The 16,731-nt window shown below is 36.1% G+C and carries 12 protein-coding genes; 8 read left to right on the top strand and 4 right to left on the bottom strand.

All coding sequences use genetic code 11. From position 1 onward, the window contains the following. Window positions 1-38: 38 nt before the first annotated feature. Both AC6H0V_RS06685 and AC6H0V_RS06680 read right to left on the bottom strand, forming a co-directional pair. Entirely contained in the window at window positions 39-1,058 is a 1,020-nt protein-coding gene (locus AC6H0V_RS06685) for a hypothetical protein (RefSeq protein ID WP_497562942.1), read from the bottom strand. A 132-nt stretch (window positions 1,059-1,190) separates the two neighbouring features. Continuing rightward, on the bottom strand, window positions 1,191-1,787 hold the full coding sequence (locus tag AC6H0V_RS06680) for an RDD family protein (RefSeq protein ID WP_497562941.1): 597 nt from the start codon (window positions 1,785-1,787) through the stop codon (window positions 1,191-1,193). Window positions 1,788-2,313: 526 nt separating this feature from the next. Here AC6H0V_RS06680 and AC6H0V_RS06675 point away from each other — a divergent pair. The 3 genes from AC6H0V_RS06675 (at window position 2,314) to AC6H0V_RS06665 (ending at window position 6,360) form a co-directional block, all read left to right on the top strand. Then, window positions 2,314-5,133: an HsdM family class I SAM-dependent methyltransferase gene (locus tag AC6H0V_RS06675; protein ID WP_497562940.1), complete on the top strand. Its 2,820-nt coding sequence runs from the start codon at window positions 2,314-2,316 to the stop codon at window positions 5,131-5,133. After that, window positions 5,126-5,836: a hypothetical protein gene (locus AC6H0V_RS06670; RefSeq protein ID WP_497562939.1), complete on the top strand. Its 711-nt coding sequence runs from the start codon at window positions 5,126-5,128 to the stop codon at window positions 5,834-5,836. Before AC6H0V_RS06675 ends, AC6H0V_RS06670 begins: the two co-directional genes overlap by 8 nt. A gap of 203 nt (window positions 5,837-6,039) precedes the next feature. After that, window positions 6,040-6,360, top strand: coding sequence for a SymE family type I addiction module toxin (locus AC6H0V_RS06665; RefSeq protein ID WP_497562938.1), 321 nt, complete (start codon window positions 6,040-6,042; stop codon window positions 6,358-6,360). Between the two features lie 36 nt (window positions 6,361-6,396). Here the strand turns inward: AC6H0V_RS06665 and AC6H0V_RS06660 are convergent, their stop codons facing one another. Then, window positions 6,397-6,822, bottom strand: coding sequence for a hypothetical protein (locus tag AC6H0V_RS06660; RefSeq protein WP_497562937.1), 426 nt, complete (start codon window positions 6,820-6,822; stop codon window positions 6,397-6,399). Window positions 6,823-7,158: 336 nt separating this feature from the next. On the opposite strand from AC6H0V_RS06660, the gene AC6H0V_RS06655 reads away from it, so the two are divergent. Both AC6H0V_RS06655 and AC6H0V_RS06650 read left to right on the top strand, forming a co-directional pair. Then, complete coding sequence (locus AC6H0V_RS06655) at window positions 7,159-8,733, top strand: sodium:solute symporter family protein (RefSeq protein WP_497562936.1); 1,575 nt, start codon at window positions 7,159-7,161, stop codon at window positions 8,731-8,733. A gap of 108 nt (window positions 8,734-8,841) precedes the next feature. Further along, window positions 8,842-9,774, top strand: a complete 933-nt coding sequence (locus tag AC6H0V_RS06650; protein ID WP_497562935.1) for a dihydrodipicolinate synthase family protein — start codon at window positions 8,842-8,844, stop codon at window positions 9,772-9,774. A gap of 336 nt (window positions 9,775-10,110) precedes the next feature. On the opposite strand, the gene AC6H0V_RS06645 is transcribed toward AC6H0V_RS06650, so the two are convergent. Then, on the bottom strand, window positions 10,111-10,980 hold the full coding sequence (locus AC6H0V_RS06645) for a helix-turn-helix domain-containing protein (RefSeq protein WP_497562934.1): 870 nt from the start codon (window positions 10,978-10,980) through the stop codon (window positions 10,111-10,113). A 221-nt stretch (window positions 10,981-11,201) separates the two neighbouring features. On the opposite strand from AC6H0V_RS06645, the gene AC6H0V_RS06640 reads away from it, so the two are divergent. From AC6H0V_RS06640 to AC6H0V_RS06630, 3 genes are read left to right on the top strand one after another with little or no spacing between them, the layout of a single operon-like run. Beyond that, a complete protein-coding gene (locus tag AC6H0V_RS06640; protein ID WP_497562933.1) occupies window positions 11,202-12,830 on the top strand; it encodes a fucose isomerase in 1,629 nt (542 codons plus the stop codon). A 22-nt stretch (window positions 12,831-12,852) separates the two neighbouring features. Then, window positions 12,853-13,536 carry a DUF3826 domain-containing protein gene (locus tag AC6H0V_RS06635; protein ID WP_497562932.1) on the top strand — a complete coding sequence of 228 codons (684 nt, stop codon included), beginning with the start codon at window positions 12,853-12,855 and terminating at the stop codon, window positions 13,534-13,536. 42 nt (window positions 13,537-13,578) lie between these two features. Continuing rightward, window positions 13,579-16,719 (top strand): SusC/RagA family TonB-linked outer membrane protein, encoded by a 3,141-nt coding sequence (locus AC6H0V_RS06630; protein WP_497562931.1) that lies wholly within the window; start codon window positions 13,579-13,581, stop codon window positions 16,717-16,719. The last annotated feature ends 12 nt before the right edge of the window (window positions 16,720-16,731 follow it).

The following is a 16,731-nucleotide window of genomic DNA, read 5'->3' as shown; positions in this document are numbered from 1 at the left end:
AATGGCTGGTAGCACCTAGTGCATTTGTCCCTTGGAATTTAGACAATTTCATTAATTCTTGCCTTTAGCTTTGTCTCAATTAGTGAAAGAGGAGAAGCTATACCATTGACGTATTGTACATTACCCTCCATTTTTCCTTCTATTGATAATTGAATAAAACTTGCTTGACTTTGAACGGCATTAACTTTAAATCTTTCAGCCTCATTGTCATAAATTAGATACGGAGACCCAGAAGAGCCAAACCTAAAATAGCCCTTAATTAGATATCGTGTACCGTCCATGGTGTAGATATTGTCAAGCACATCCTTTTGCTGGCTAAAGTTGTCTAGGATGCCTTCTATCCTTGCTTCATTGATTATTCTTCCCAAATTGTCGAAAGGAGCTGTCTGAAGGCAATAATAATTTTCTGTGCCCGTGTCATGTAACTGAAAATCCACTTCAACGGAAGGCAATTTATCTACTATGTCATTGTGAGTATTTACAATTTTATAAATTGCAAGGTCTTCATTGACACACTCATCCAGCAATTCTAGTTCAATTAAGAATGTGTATCTATTTAGACTTGGTTCATGGAATGAGTTGCTAGGAGAAAAATGCACATTTAATAATGGGTCATCACAAAAAGCATTATTTCTAAAAGTTGTAACAAGGTAGGGTTTACAACAATTTTCTGAATGTAATTTGGAAAATCTTCTGTCGACCTTCGCAAGATCTAAGATTTTCACTAACTGCTCAATCAAAGGTTGGTTCCCCCCTCCATTAAATACTCGTTTTGAAGTCCCTGGAATTGAAGTATAATGTTGGTTAAATAGTGGAAGGTCGTTTGGGCTAACTTTTAGAGTAAGTTCATTTTGGAAGAAAGTGTCCGAAATTAGAAGTGGGAGCCCGTCTAATGACCTTAGATTATGTGCTACGCTAATAACTAGACCGTTTCCAATATGAAACGCACAAATATTATTTGCAAATGCAATATTGTTTCCGTTCAAATTATAAACAGACATAATTCTAAAAAGAGGAGAGTTATTCTCGTCAATTAATTTAAGCTTTTTATCTTTCATGTTGTCGTTATTTATGCATTGGTCTTACCTTCCCCAGCCAGCCGAATTTAACGGTTAAGATAAATTTACTAAAAAATTGGAAAGGTAGAAGAGGGTTTCTCGCTAAGTTTTGCAAGCCTTTGTTAAGTGCGGCTAGCCTTTATTCTTGTTATTATCGGAGATGATTAGAGTACCAGTAAAGGAGTCCAGAAAATCAAATAGATTTAATTTACTTCTTCTAAATGGCCCCATAAAAAATAACGGTAAAACCCTATAAACTGTTCTTCCGGCGATTTGTCCTAAACTACATCTTTCACCAGCTCTATTTACTACTTTCGTTCTTGTTACATATTTACCCAAAGTTTTTTGGAAATTTAAATCGAGAATAATGAAATAAAGAAAATAAGGAGGAATTATAATAACGTACATTAATTGGTTAATTGTTTGTTCGCCAACATATGGTGTTAAATAATCTAATAAATAAGATAAAAGTAGGACTATTAGAATTATAGTAACTAAGTCTATAATGCAACTTATAGTTTGTAGATAATTATTAACTCTTCTTTGTAAAACTGTCTCTTCAATTGTTGATTTTTCTTCTTTTTCCGATGATAATTCAACTCTAAAGGTTTCGAATTCTTTTTGGTCGAGATTTCTATTGGATATTTCGCTTTTAGCGGCTTCTATGGCTAATGACTGGTAACTATCTCGGTTTACAGTCACAACATTAACCAGTTCTTTATCAGACATTGCTGACATAATTTTTGAGAACTCATTTATCATGTTTACTTAAATATTTTCTTAAAACTAGATTTATGGTATTAAGGAACATTAAATTTGTCCAAAAATGAAATAATTACTTCTTAAAAAATTACGGTTTTCCGTAAAGTATCCTTGTGCATAAATCATGTTTGAAATGCCTGTTAGTTTGTGTAATGAAAGGTATGCACCCTGCATTGCCACTAGCGCCCTGGGGCTTGCCGAAGTTGGTGGGCTTGCGTTAATTTTTTATGCAATATAACAGGTTGAAGATAAATTTCCCACCAATTTTGGCAAACCTTTGTTAGGTGCAGCTAAACCTATTGCGAATATGCAATTAATCATGTATACAAATCAGCTGTTTAATTTACTATTATTGTTAGTATAATAACTAATAATATTAGTATGTTTGTGCTTTTAAATAATGAAAATAGTTAGTTTTGTTCTTAAAGCAGATTGTTATAAGAATACTCTTCATTTTTTGTAATTTGCAAACAAAATTTATCCAAATAGAATAGTGGAAGTAGTAGAGAATTTACAGAAGGGATTACAAGCTATTGGTTTTCAGAGTGATAATTCTGAGAAGGCATCTATTGTTTTTGTTTCGGAATTAAATAATGTAAATCATTCCCTTTTACCACTCCAAATTCTTGAATTAGAAAAAGCATCGTTATTCAAAGCAGATGCTGTATTTTTTAGGTACTTTGAAGATGAAAGACCTCCACTTCCACAAGTCTATATTTATGATAACTCACATAATAATATAACCTTAGAATATTCTCAAATTCATAAAGACTTATGGAGTAACTGCCATATTCCTACATTTATAGTTGTTGAAAATGGAAAATTAAAATTTTTTGACTGTAGAAAACCTGTTAGCATAAATATAAACGGAGGGATTTCCACTAAAGAGGTTGCTTCAATAGATTTAAATAATATAGAAGAGTACGCAAGCGTAATTGAAAAGTATAATGCCGAAAAATTTAGGAATGGTAGTTTTTGGGAGAGTGAGGAAGCCCATAAGCATTATTTATATGGTAAAACTGCTTATACAAATTTAATAGATAAATTAAAGTCTTTAAGGAAGGGTTATAATCAAAGTTTCAGATTATCCTCTGAATTGTTTGATTATGTAATAATTATTTCAACCTTAATTAAATTTCTTGAAGAAAATGGAATTGATTCTAATGGCACGAACTTATCAAGTGCTTTTTTTCAAGAAGAGGTCCAATGTAATTCATTTATAGAAATCTTACAGCAAAATAAATTAGTACCAATTCTAGATAAATTAGCATTAAAATTTAATGGAGGAATTTTTAATTTATCGGATGCTCAAAAAACTGAATTGAGTAATGCTAACTTATCTAAAATCATTAACTTTTTTGATCCAAAAATTAATCATAGAGAACAGTATGTTTTGTGGGATTTATACTCTTTTAAACATATTCCTGTTGAGTTGATAAGTAATATTTATGAAGAGTTTTTGCCAGCAGAAGATAAAGGCGCAGTATATACACCACAGTATTTGGTAAATTTTTTAATTGATGAATGTTTGCCAGTTCCAAACCAAAACGACTTAAATAACTCTAAAGAATTATACAAAAGAACCATAGATGTCAGCTGTGGTTCGGGAATTTTTTTAGTGAATAGTTTTAAAAGATTGGTTCAGATATATAAAATCAATGAGTTTTACAAAAAGAAATCCCTACCTCAAAATATAAGCATAAATGTCCTTCAGAAAATATTACAAGATAATATTTTCGGAGTCGATGTAAATAAAAATGCAGTAGAACTAACCAAGTTTAGTTTGCAGTTATCACTTTGTCAAATGCTTTCTCCAAAACAAATTTGGACTGAATTGTCGTTTCAGGATTTAGGCAGCAATAATATTTTGCGAAAGGATTTTTTTGATTTCATAGTTGATGAAAATGTACATGGTAAATTTAATCTGGTAATTGGAAATCCACCTTTTAACCCACCGCCGAAAGAGGATGGGACAAAGTATAAAAATTCTGAATATTTTAATCAAATTGTTGATAAACACGATATTAAACCATATCCAATAAAGGATCATAATTTGGCATTATTATTTCTTCAATTGTCCACGAAGCTGTTGAAGAATAATGGTCTACTATGCTTAATTCAACCAGCAATACCACTTTTGCATAAGAAAAGCAATTACACTTTTAGACAAAAACTTTTCCAAGAAAATAATGTACTTCAAATTATTGATTTTACGACACTAAGAAGAGTTCTGTTCCCTTCGGCAACAGTTCCTACCTGTGCAATTTTTATAGAGAATACCCAAGATAAGAAAGGTGATATTATCCATGTTGTGGTTAGAAGAACCAATCCAAGTAAAGAAAGATTGTATTTTGAAATAGATAATTATGATATGCATTCTGTCAATCTTCTCGATGCAGCAAATAGTTTTAGTTGGAAAAGCAACTTGTTTGGTGGGTACAGATTACTTAATTTAATTCAGAGAATAAATTCCAATCCAGAAAATATAAAATTAGAGAAGTATATCAAGACACCTCATATTGTTAAAAAATACCTTGACTTAAAAGATAAAATAGATAATTCTAAAGGAGTTTATTTCGAGACAAAAATTACAGAAGGTGCTTTCCCAAAATATGTTAGCGCTAAAACAAAAGGCAATGCATTAATTTTAGGATTGCTAGAAAAGGAAGAAAAAATAAAATTTTTAAGAGAATATTTTGATAATAATTCAAGCTTACTTTCTTCTTTTATAGCAGGGACTAGTTCAAGACAAGGTTTGGATAGACCGTATGATGTTTTAGTCTCTGACTTTTTAAGTTTACCAATTTTGGACGATAGACAATCTTTGACTTTAGCAGATAAAATTTTAACAGATGACATCGCTAAATATAAAATTAGAGAATTTGGGCAAGGAGAAAATTCTTTAACCAATAAAGAAATTAAGGTAAAAAATGATAAAATTCCAAATGAGATAACTGCCTTTGCACAAGTTTACACAAGTGCTTTGAATTCCATTTATTCCAACACTGAGAAAATATCATTAAAGAATGTTTATAATACAACTGCTTGTTTTGTTTTACGTTTTGAATATGGCAAGGGAGGTCCCGATATTATCCAAGAGATTGAAAATAGTGATAAGAACTTTCTTTCTTTAATCAATGACAGTAATAGAAGAGACGTTCTTGTTAAGAAGATTTGTATAATCTATAGCCAGAATATAATTTTTATAATAAAACCTAAACAATTAAGATATTGGCTTAAATCTACCGCGTTATTAGATGTAGATACTACATTGACGGATATAATTAACCTTAATTTAGCTAAGAATGATTAGTAGAAGAGCGGAGGTAAATAATCCTGTCGGTGCAACAAGTATTCCCCTACAACCGCTTATTGAAAATATTTTAATATTTATAGATAAATATTTACCGCAATTTCCAACATCTTTGGTCAAATCCAAAACAGTTGGAGAAACAGAAGTAGAAAAATTACTCAACCAACAATTAATAGATTTTTTTAATGGCCATTCTCCTGATTTTAATCAATATTTAATATATCGTTTTATTTTTAGAAAGGATGACGAAAACAAAGGAAATAATTATAAGCCAGACATAGGTGTCACAATTTGGAACAAGGATCAATCATTTTCTGAAGTGAAATCATTCTTTCAGATAGAGTGTAAAAGATTGCCAACTCCAAATATTTCAAGTTCTAGAGGAGAAAAAGAGTATGTTATTGGGATTGAGGAAAATACAGGAGGAATTGAAAGATTTAAGAATAATAAACATGGTTCTCATCTTGAAGAAGCCGCTATAATTGGTTTTGTTCAAGAAGATGCACTAGAAGTATGGCATGATAGAATTACAGAGTGGGTAGGTTTTGAAATTACAAATACAAATTCTACTTGGAAAATACAAGACCATTTAATTTTGAATTATAAAGGTGCTATACTTCATAAGTATGATTCCACTTGTCATAGAGCAAAGGGATTGCCTATAAAACTTCATCATTTTCTTCTAAACTTAGTAAGCGAATAATGCTATAAAATTATTCGATTTTATCCGGTTATCTCCGACTAATTAAAATATAATTCCCATCTTTATAGTGCAATCTACGTTGGAGGAATCCAACAAATTTTCTTACTCACGATACACTCAGGCAAACTGGTGAAAGTCCAGCATCATTTCGGTTCTCCGACGTAGATTGCGGTGACCTGGGTGCGTGTTAAACTTTTTTTAAAATGCAATCTACGAAAAGTCAAGAATTGGGTTCAATCCCAACAGCCAAAATCATCCAAGAACTTCAACCAAACAAAACGTGCACATGCGGAGCATGTGAGCCGAGGAAACCTAAACGTGCAGATGGAAAACGTCGGCTCAAAGTTTCGCCAAAATTGGTTGTTCATCAACGAGCTTGGATAAAAGAAGATAGTGTTTATGATTATGTGCCACAAATTAGATTGGTAGGGCAGTGGTTGAGAAGCACAGGTTTTGAAAGTGGGCAATACGTTGTAATTTCTGCAAGGAAAGGAAAACTTATAATCGAAATTGAGAATGACTGATCTCTCGTTATGAACCCGTTGGCATTTGCTTACGGGTCATAATTTTTGAAAGAGATTAATTTTTTCTAGGATATCAACTAATTCTTTTTTGTCATTAATTCCGTCAATAATCAATTTATGGTATTCAAATCTATTAGAGAAAATTTGCTTAAGTTTATTAGCAGTCCATTCTCCTAATTTTCCTCTATTACTGTTGAGCCCAGGACTTTTTGGGAAGTATGTTTGAATAAGAAAAATTCTTGCATTAGGATTTTCCTCTAAATAAGGCCATAACTTTAAAACATTTGTATTTGGATGTTTTTGAGACGTTTCTATTTCTATAAATACGAATGAGTTTTTATTAATTTCAACCCACTTATCTACTTTTCCCCAAGTATTTAATTTGAATTGTTTTCCAGTAAACTCAATGTTTATTTGTTTCGCAATAAATTCAGAAACATGTATTTCATCCGGTAGACTCATTTTAATAGCTGAGGTCTTTATGCATCATTTTATTTACGATTGAAAGGTATGCGCCCAGAATTACTGCTAACTCCTAAATAGGCGAAACTACCATTCTGTTCATAATCTCCGTAATAATTTGAAATTAAAGGTTTTAAACAATAAATCCAATTTCATTTTTTATATTGTTTAGCTGGTACTTCTACGGAAGATGTTTTAATTACAATGTGATAGCTCGTTATGATAATATGATACAATAGCTGGCTAAAATATGAGATTAAATCTGTTCAGCTGGCGTTGATATTTGTTTTAAACCAATTATTAAATGGAATGCCCTTGGCATAACCCACTGTAAGTATGAAGGGTCTTCCTATTTTCGATCTTGCAATTATCGTGATCTACCTGTTGGGGATGATCTTGGTGGGCTTTTACTTTTCCAGAAAAAACAAAAACTCCGAACAGTTTACCAAGGCATCCGGCCTTATCCCCGGTTGGGCAATCGGCATGTCGATATATGCTACTTTTTTAAGCAGCAACACATTTTTGGGCGTACCCGGAAAAGCTTTTGGTGGCAATTGGAATGCCTTTGTTTTTAGTATCTCCATGCCATTAGCTGCATGGATAGCTTCCAAATACTTTGTGCCTTTTTATCGAAATACTGGAGAAATCTCCGCTTATACACATTTAGAACATCGTTTTGGGCCCTGGGCGAGAGCCTATGCCGTGATCTGCTTTTTGTTAACGCAATTGGCCAGAATGGGCTCCATTTTTTTTGGGATCGCTTTAAGTTTACAGGCATTAACAGGCTATTCGATGCAGGTAATTATGGTGGTGATGGGAATTTGCATCATTATTTATACGGTAATGGGGGGTATAGAAGCGGTAATCTGGACTGAAGTGGTACAAGCTGTGGTTAAAACCTTTGGTGCATTACTTATTCTATACCTCATTATTTCGAACATGTCTGGTGGAGTAAGTAAAATAATAGAAATCGGAAAATCAGCTGATAAGTTTAGCTTGGGCAGTTTTTCGCTTGATTTTAAATCCTCTTCCTTCTGGGTAGTACTGCTCTATGGCTTTTTTATTAATCTGAATAATTTTGGGATGGATCAAAATTACATCCAACGTTACCATACTGCTTCATCAAGCAAAGCAGCTTCTAAATCGATATGGTTATGCGTTTGGCTCTATATCCCTGCTTCTCTGCTGTTTTTTATTATAGGATCGTGTTTGTATGCCTACTACGAAGTTAATCCCGATTTGATTTTGGCCATTAAGCATCAGGTGGCCGTAGAACGATTGCCGATCACTGCATCAGCAAACGAAATATTAAAATTGCAGAATACCTTGGTGCCGGCAGATTATGGAGATAAAATCATGCCTCATTTTATGGTCAATAAGATTCCGATCGGATTGGTTGGTCTAATTGTATCTGCAATTCTCTCTGCCGCGATGAGCACCATCAGCTCTGGAATGAATGCTTCAGCAACAGTTTTTTCGGTTGATATTTATAAAAGATATTTCAAGCCCAACATTACCGATAAACAGAATCTCTCACTCTTGCATATTGCAACGGTCGTTTTTGGTCTCTTGGGGATGATTGCCGGCATAGCAATGATAGGGGTAAAGAGCATTTTAGATGTGTGGTGGGAACTTTCTGGCATTTTTGCCGCAGGGATGCTCGGTCTGTTTTTATTGGGTATCATTAGTAGGCGAACAAAAAACCATGAGGCCATTACGGCAACAATTATCGGAATCATAGTAATCATATGGATGACCTTATCTCATTTTCTGCCCCCAGCCTATGAGGCCTTCAGAAATCCATTACATAAGAATATGATTATTGTTGTTGGAACCTTAACCATTTTCCTAACAGGAATAATTTTAACGAAAGTAAAGAAGGGCAGAGAGCATGGAGCGAAGAGCGCCTAGCGCCCCATGCCCCATGCGCTCTGCAGACATAAATTTAACACCCCATGTGTTTTTCGATAAGCGTTAACTAGACGCTTATCGCAAGACGCCTAACGCAAAACTCCCAAAATGGAAAATTCACAAAAAGGTTTCATCCCGGTAATGCTTACCCCTTTTTTAAGCAACGGAAATATTGATTATGCGGCATTAACCCAGCTCACAGAAATTTACCTTCAGGCGGGTGCCGCCGGTCTTTTCGCCAATTGTTTGTCGAGCGAAATGTTCGAATTGAGCAACGTAGAACGGATCCAGGCCATTAAACATATTATAAATGTAGTAGGGGGCGAAGTACCGGTAATTGCTACGGGAACCTTCGGCGGACCAATAGAAAAACAAGCAGCATTTGTTAAAGAGGTTTATGATACCAAAGTTGAAGCAGTAATCGCAATTACCAGTTTATTGGCCGCAGAAGATGAATCAGATACAATTTTTAATGATCGGGTTTTTGAACTGTTAAGCCAAACAGAACAGATTCCAATGGGATTTTATGAGTGTCCGGTGCCTTATAAACGATTAATCAAGCCCACCCAACTCCAAGACTTTGTGGCTACCGGAAGAGTAATTTACCACAAGGACACAAGTTTGGATCTAAACCAGATCAAAAAGAAATTAGAACTCACTAAAGATCGGAAATTCGGACTTTATGACGCCTATATTGTTCACGCTGTCGATTCGCTCAAGGCGGGTTCGTCAGGCTTATCCTGTATTCAGGGTAATTATTTTCCAGAACTGATTGTCTGGCTGTGCGATCATTACAACGATGCTGATTTAGTAGCTGAAGTAGGCATCGTACAACAATTTTTAATTGATAATATGGATGTAATGCACAATGTTTATCCCATTGTGTCTAAATATTTTCTTCAAAAAAGAGGGTTAAAAATTTCGACTTTTACAAGGAGGGAAGTTGGTATGTTTACTCCTGCCATTGTTAAAGACGTAGAGAACTTATTTAAAGACTATACAGCTCTTCTGAGCGATTTTAATATAAAGGTTATAATTTAGATGGCTCTCCAATTGTGTCATGCTGAGGCTCTCGAAGCACAACTTACCCTCAGTTTTTAAGATGTGGGTTGCTATGGTTTCAGTTTAATTTATCGCTCATTTCGGTCTTCGAGAGCCTCAGACTGACATTTCTTTTATCGCAATGATCAATGCACCAATGAACTAAAGGTGATAATTTAAAAGGCTCTCCAATTGTGTCATGCTGAGGGTTTCGAAGCACAACTTACTCTAAGTTCAATTTATTGCTTGTTTCGGTCTCCGAGAGCCTCAGACTGACATTTTTTTGTTCATCGCTCAACGCTCTACGCTTATCGCCCAACGCCAAGCGCTTCCTCGCTATTCGTTCAAATACTTCCTCTTATAATCCAGCGGTGTCATCCCGGTTACTTTTTTAAAGTGCCTGTAGAAGTTAGACACATTATTAAACCCACAATTAAAACAGATCATCTCCGTGGGTAATTTATTTTCGATAAGGAACCTACAAGCATGGCTTACCCTAATCTCGATCAGAAAATCATAGTAGGTTTTTTTGGTCATTAGTTTAAAATAGCGGCAAAAAGAAGTGATACTCAAGTTGCTTAACGATGCCACTTCTTCCAAACTAATATCTTTTTTATAGTTGGTAAGGGTATAAGTGCAAATTTTGTTTATTCGTAAGGTTTCTGATTCATTAGATTGGTAAAAGGTATTTTTACTTGTGATAATCGCATACTCATCAGTTTCTGCCAACGTTTTTAAAATGGTTAGTAGGATGATGATTCTATCGAGGTTAGTGGCATGGATAGCTGTGCCCATCAGCTCCGCTAATTTGTCTTTAGTTTTCCCATGAATGATCATCCCGCTTTTAGCCTTTTCAAACAACTTCGGAATGAGATAGGCTTCAGGTAGATTAAGTAAATATTTGCCCAAACAATCCGGTAAAAAATGGATCACCATCGCCTCTACCTTTAGATCGGGATTATGCTGAAAATATTCGTCTTTACAACGCCAGGTGTGGGGCAGATTTTCGCCCAATAAAACCATTTCATCCGAAGCAAAATTACTGATGTTGTCTCCTATAAATCGGACCCCCTCGCCTCTGATATTATAGTGCAGTTCGAGCTCGGGATGATAGTGCCAAACGTTCCCGAAATCTGGCTTGATATCATGGCGAATACTGAACGAACTTTGCAAAGTAACCGGAACCTTATGAAAATGAGGTTTCATAATAATTTATAAATTTTAATTTTTTTTTGACTCGATCTTTTTGATGAAAATTAAATCCTATCGAGTTAAAGATAGCTCATTTTATGATAACATCCTATATAAAGTTGATAAAAACTAACAGAAATTAACGTTTTTGATTGCTGAGTTTTGTATATAGCCCTATAAGCTATAACCAAAATATAAACCGACATTCTATTTTTATATAAATAGCGTGTTCATTAATGAATATGAAACAGGGTGTACTAGGACAAATTTTACTCGTTTCTAGCGGAGATCTGAGGCTTTCGGCAAATCAAAATTGCTGGGCTGCCCAACTCCAAATGGAGCAGAATTTAACAGCAGCAATTGAGAGATTTGGCTGGACTGTTAAACGTGCCCATCCCTACAATCAAAATAAGAAACACGGCTTTATAGATTCACAAAGAATGGGCATGGATATTTTCCGTGATATCAACCCAGATCAACCCTTAATTGTTGCCGAAAGTGTATGGCAATATTCGCATCATGTATTGGCAGGATTAACCACCCATCGTGGCCCGATTTTAACGGTAGCCAATTGGAGCGGCCAGTGGCCCGGTCTTGTAGGCATGTTAAACCTAAATGGATGCTTAACTAAAGCAGGAATCAACTATAGCACCTTATGGAGCGAGGATTTTAAAGACGATTTTTTTGTTAACGGCTTACAAGAATGGCTTTCGACAAAAAAGATCAGTTATGATCAAAGCCATGTAAAGGATTTTAGCTTAAGTAAAATACCTCTTGCCGACGAAAAGAAGGGAAGAACCTTTGCCCGTGCACTAAAAGAAAGAAAAGTGATCATGGGAGTTTTTGACGAAGGTTGCATGGGAATGTATAATGCCATCATCCCCGACGAACTTTTGCACAAAACCGGATTTTTTAAAGAACGCTTAAGCCAGTCGGCACTTTACGCAGGTATGCTCAGCGTTTCAGATACGGAAGCCCAGTCGGTGTTGGATTGGCTTCTAAAAAAAGGGATGCAGTTTAATTGGGGAACCAATGAAGAAACAGAATTAACAAAAGCACAAACTTTACAGCAATGTAAAATGTATATCGCCGCTGTGCGTATTGCCGACGATTTTAGCTGCGATACCATTGGCATTCAATATCAACAAGGATTAAAAGATTTAACCGTGGCCAGTGATTTGGTAGAGGGACTGTTAAATCATTCAGATAGGCCCCCAGTTTTCTCTACCGAGGGAAAAGAACTATATGCAAAATCTGCCTTGCCTCATTTCAACGAAGTTGATGAATGTGCAGGGCTCGATGCCTTAGTAACCTACCAACTTTGGAAAGAACTGGGCATGACCGGCGAAAACACATTACATGATATCCGTTGGGGCGAGCACTATAAAGGTGAAGGCATCAACGAATTTGTTTGGCTTTTCCTTATTTCGGGCGCTGCTCCTGCTGCCCACTTTATAAATGGATATGCAGGTGCAAGCAGCGACAGGCAACCTCCTATGTATTTTCGCTTAGGCGGAGGTACGCTAAAAGGTATCAGTAAGCCAGGTTTTATTGTCTGGAGCAGGGTTTATGTACTAGGTAATGAACTGCATTGCGATTTAGGAGTTGGTGAAGTGGTGGCATTGCCAACTGAAGAAACCACACGACGCTGGAATGCAACAACTCCCGAATGGCCAATTATGCATGCTGTTTTAAAAGGAGTTACCCGAGATCAGATGATGGCCAGACATAAAGCAAACCATATCCAAGTAGTGTACGCCAATTACGAAGCTAGTGCCCACGAGGCCTGTAGGGTTAAGGCAGCAGCAATGGACGAACTGGGACTGAAAGTACATTTCTGTGGAGATGTAAACTTGATTAAATAAAAACTAATAAAAAAATAAGAAAATGAGATTTTCAGCCTTTTTGTTGCTAATATTAATAACCGTTACAAACACGTTTGCCCAAAATAATCCTGTGGCAGATAAAGAGGCTTATATCAAAACAATCACGCAGCGTGCGGATAAGATTGTAGCCGTGTTAGGAATACAAAATGCTTCTGTCCAACAGAAAGTAAGCAACACCATAAGAGACCAGTATAGTAATCTAAATGATATCTATGCTGTTCGCGATTCGAATATTAAAGCCTTGAAGTTAAAATATTCAGACAAAACAGAAAGAGAAGCCGCTTTAGTAAAAACCAACACAGAGGTGGATGCAAAACTAGCCAAGCTTCATGCCAAATACCTAAAAAAGTTAGCGGCTAATTTAAGCGATAAACAAGTTGATATGGTTAAAGATGGAATGACCTATAGCGTGCTCCCGCTTACTTATAGAGCCTATCAGGAAGAAATTTTGACATTAACAGACGATCAGAAGAAACAGATCTTAGCTTGGCTAACTGAAGCAAGAGAGCATGCAATGGATGCGGAATCAGCTGATAAGAAACATGCTTGGTTTGGAAAATATAAAGGCCGGATAAATAATTACCTGTCGGCCGCAGGTTACGATTTAAAAAAGGAGGGAATAGAATGGGAAAAAAGAAGAAAACTTGCCCGTCAAGCCGACGGGGTTGCAACTAAAAATAATTAACAGTCCGATAGGTATCGGGATCAAAAACTAACCAAATATAATATGAACTCAAAATTTTTACGCAAAATTTCATTGTCCTTGCTGCTTATGCTGCTTGCAAGTACAATTTTACTTGCCCAGGACCGAAAGGTTACTGGTAAGGTAACCGAGGCAGACGGATCTCCTATACCGGGAGCAAACGTGAGCCTAAAAGGTAAACCAAGCAACGTAAGTACCAATGTTGATGGGGTATATACCATCCAGGTGCAATCTGATGCTGATGTATTGGTGATTTCCTACATCGGCTTCGTAAGGCAGCAGATTACTGTTGGCACCAGAACTAGAATTGATGTAACCATGACGGCGGAAACAAACACGTTAAACGAAGTTGTGGTTAACGTTGGTTATGGTACCGCAAAAAGGGCTAACCTGGTGGGTGCTGTATCCAGCATTAAAGCCGAAGAAATTGAGGATTTACCAGTCGCTAATTTAGGTACTGCCTTAGTTAACCGTATACCAGGTCTGGGTGTTAGTGTTGCTTCAGGTAAGCCAGGTGCAACAACGTCTATTTCGATTAGAAATCCAACGCTATTTGCTGCTTCAGGAACTTTAGGTTTAACGCAAGATCCATTATTTGTAATAGATGGGCTAACCGTTACTAAGGCAGATTTTGATAACCTGGATGCAAGTTTGGTAGACAATATTTCCTTCCTAAAAGATGCGTCTGCTGCCATTTATGGAGCTGCTGGTGCAAAAGGTGTAGTTTTGGTTACTACTAAAAGAGGTAAACCGGGTAAACCAAGAATTAGCTACTCCAATTATTTTGGTTTTTCTGATGCAACCTATAAACCGGAGGTGCTAAGTGCATATGAACACGCAAAAATGTTAAATGATGGTTTTGAATTAAATAATACGCAAAATTCATCGAGATTCTCTCAAGCAGACCTTGATTTTCTAGCTACTAATCCTTACGAAAACTGGTATGATCAATTGTGGAAAACATCACACCTAACACGTCATACATTGAATGTAAGTGGTGGAAATGATAAGGTTACCTTTTTTGCGGGTGTAAATTACTATAATGAAGATGGTAACTTCGGGGATGTTTCGATTGATAAATATGGCATCCGTTCGGGAATGGATGCAAACGTTACACCGAGCTTAAAAGTAAGTGTAAGTTTAAACGCTGATTACTCAAAAAATTTCAGGAATACGCTTAGAACTGGAAGCAGTGAAACTGAAGATCAGTTTGTAAGAGCAATGTTTTTAACACCTGGATGGGTACCACTAACGATAAATGGTTTGCCTAATAACTGGAATGCGATTAATCCTCCGGGTGCGTGGAATCCTCTGGCCTTATTTGATTCGGGAATTTACGAGCGTAACAATACCCAAGCATTAAACCTGAATGCAAGCATGGTGTACAGCCCTAAGTTTATTCCTGGACTAACCGCAAAGGTTCAATTTGGTAAAACGAATAGAAATGGGAACAGTAAACAGTATTTCCCAACCTACTCCGTATATAACTTTACTCGCACTGGGCAAAACAGCTTGTTGTTTGGCACCACATTAACATCAAGTCCAACTTCAGCCGGAGCAAGTAGCAACCGTTTACAACAGGGAACAAATTTCAATAACAGCTATCAGATTATTGGACAGTTAAGTTATGCCAAAAAATACAAGAAACATGATTTGGATGTCTTGTTATTAACTGAACAATCTGAAAGTATTTCTGATAACTTTTTGTTGTATAGAGATGGCCAACAAATTCCAGGTGTTGATGAATTTTATGCCTATAATGCATCTGCAACAACCGTACAATTAAATGGTGCCTTCGAAAGTGGTAAACGTTCGTATTTGGCTCGTTTAAACTACATTTACAATGATAAGTATATTCTAGAAAGTGTAGCACGTTATGACGGTTCGGCTAATTTCCCGCCAAATACACGTTGGGGACTTTTCCCATCAGTGGGTTTAGGTTGGAAAGTGAGTGAAGAACCGTGGTTTAAAGATAATATCAAATTTATAAACTCATTCAAATTAAGAGCAAACGTAGGTTTGGTAGGGGATGATAGAATTCAAAGCTATCAATATATTGCAAGGTTTACCCAAACAACTGGTATGTTATTCGGTTCAACCGTAACCAATGGTTTGGATCCAAATCTTTATCCAAACCCAGATATTACTTGGGAGAAATCCTTTAACCAGAATTATGGTTTTGATGCTACCATGTACCAGGATAAAATTTCTGTTGGTGTAGATGTATGGCGCAGACATACCTATGATGGTTTTGATAACTTTAGTACAACAGGTTTGCCATGGACAGTTGGTATCACCTCTGGTTTACGTAATTATGCCGTACAAAATAACTGGGGTACAGAGATTAGTATTGGTTACAGAGACAAGATCAGTAACGATTGGGGCTTTAATGTAAATCTGATCTCAGGCTTTGGTGGAAATCAACTCGTGCAAAATTATTATGCAGCAAGTGTATTAGGATCACCAACAGAATATTCTAGTTTTATGATCGGAAAGAGTTCTGACACCTTTACCAGTTCAAATTACGGATATATCTCAAAAGGTATTATCCGCACACAAGAACAAGTTGACGCTATCCTGGCCGCTAATCCGAACTACAGGATCAATGGAGTAAAGCCTCAGGTTGGATTCTTAGACTATGAGGATGTAAACCACGATGGTGTAATTACAGAAAATGATATCACAGTAATGTTTGATAATGTGGCCTCAAAGGTAAACTTTGGATTAACATTGGGTTTAACCTATAAAACATTTAGGTTCAGCACTAACTTAAACTTAAATTTAGGTGGAAAGAAATTCTTCGATTCTGAAGCTAAAAAAGTACCAACAACAACTCAGTCTGCTCCAGCGTTCTGGGCAGACCATTGGACACCAGAAAACCCAAATGCCAAATATCCAAGAGCCGACGCACCTTTTGCGAAAGAAAACTCTTCTTTTTGGGCGGTTAGCGGAACAACAAGTAGAATTAATAATATGACACTTTCTTATTCGATGCCGAAACGCATCTCAGAAAAGTTCAGAATCCCGGATTTTAGGGCATATATTACCGGAACCAACTTGTGGAACATCTACAATCCATATGGTTACAAAGACGTTAGTACTTCAAATTTCGCAAATTATCCAACCTTAAGAACCATTTCTTTAGGTTTAAATGTTGGTATATAATCAGATTTTAAA

Source organism: Pedobacter sp. NO84, from assembly GCF_059703915.1.
The sequence above is the reverse complement of the archived record's forward strand: the minus strand, read 5'-3'. Positions and strand labels throughout refer to the sequence as shown.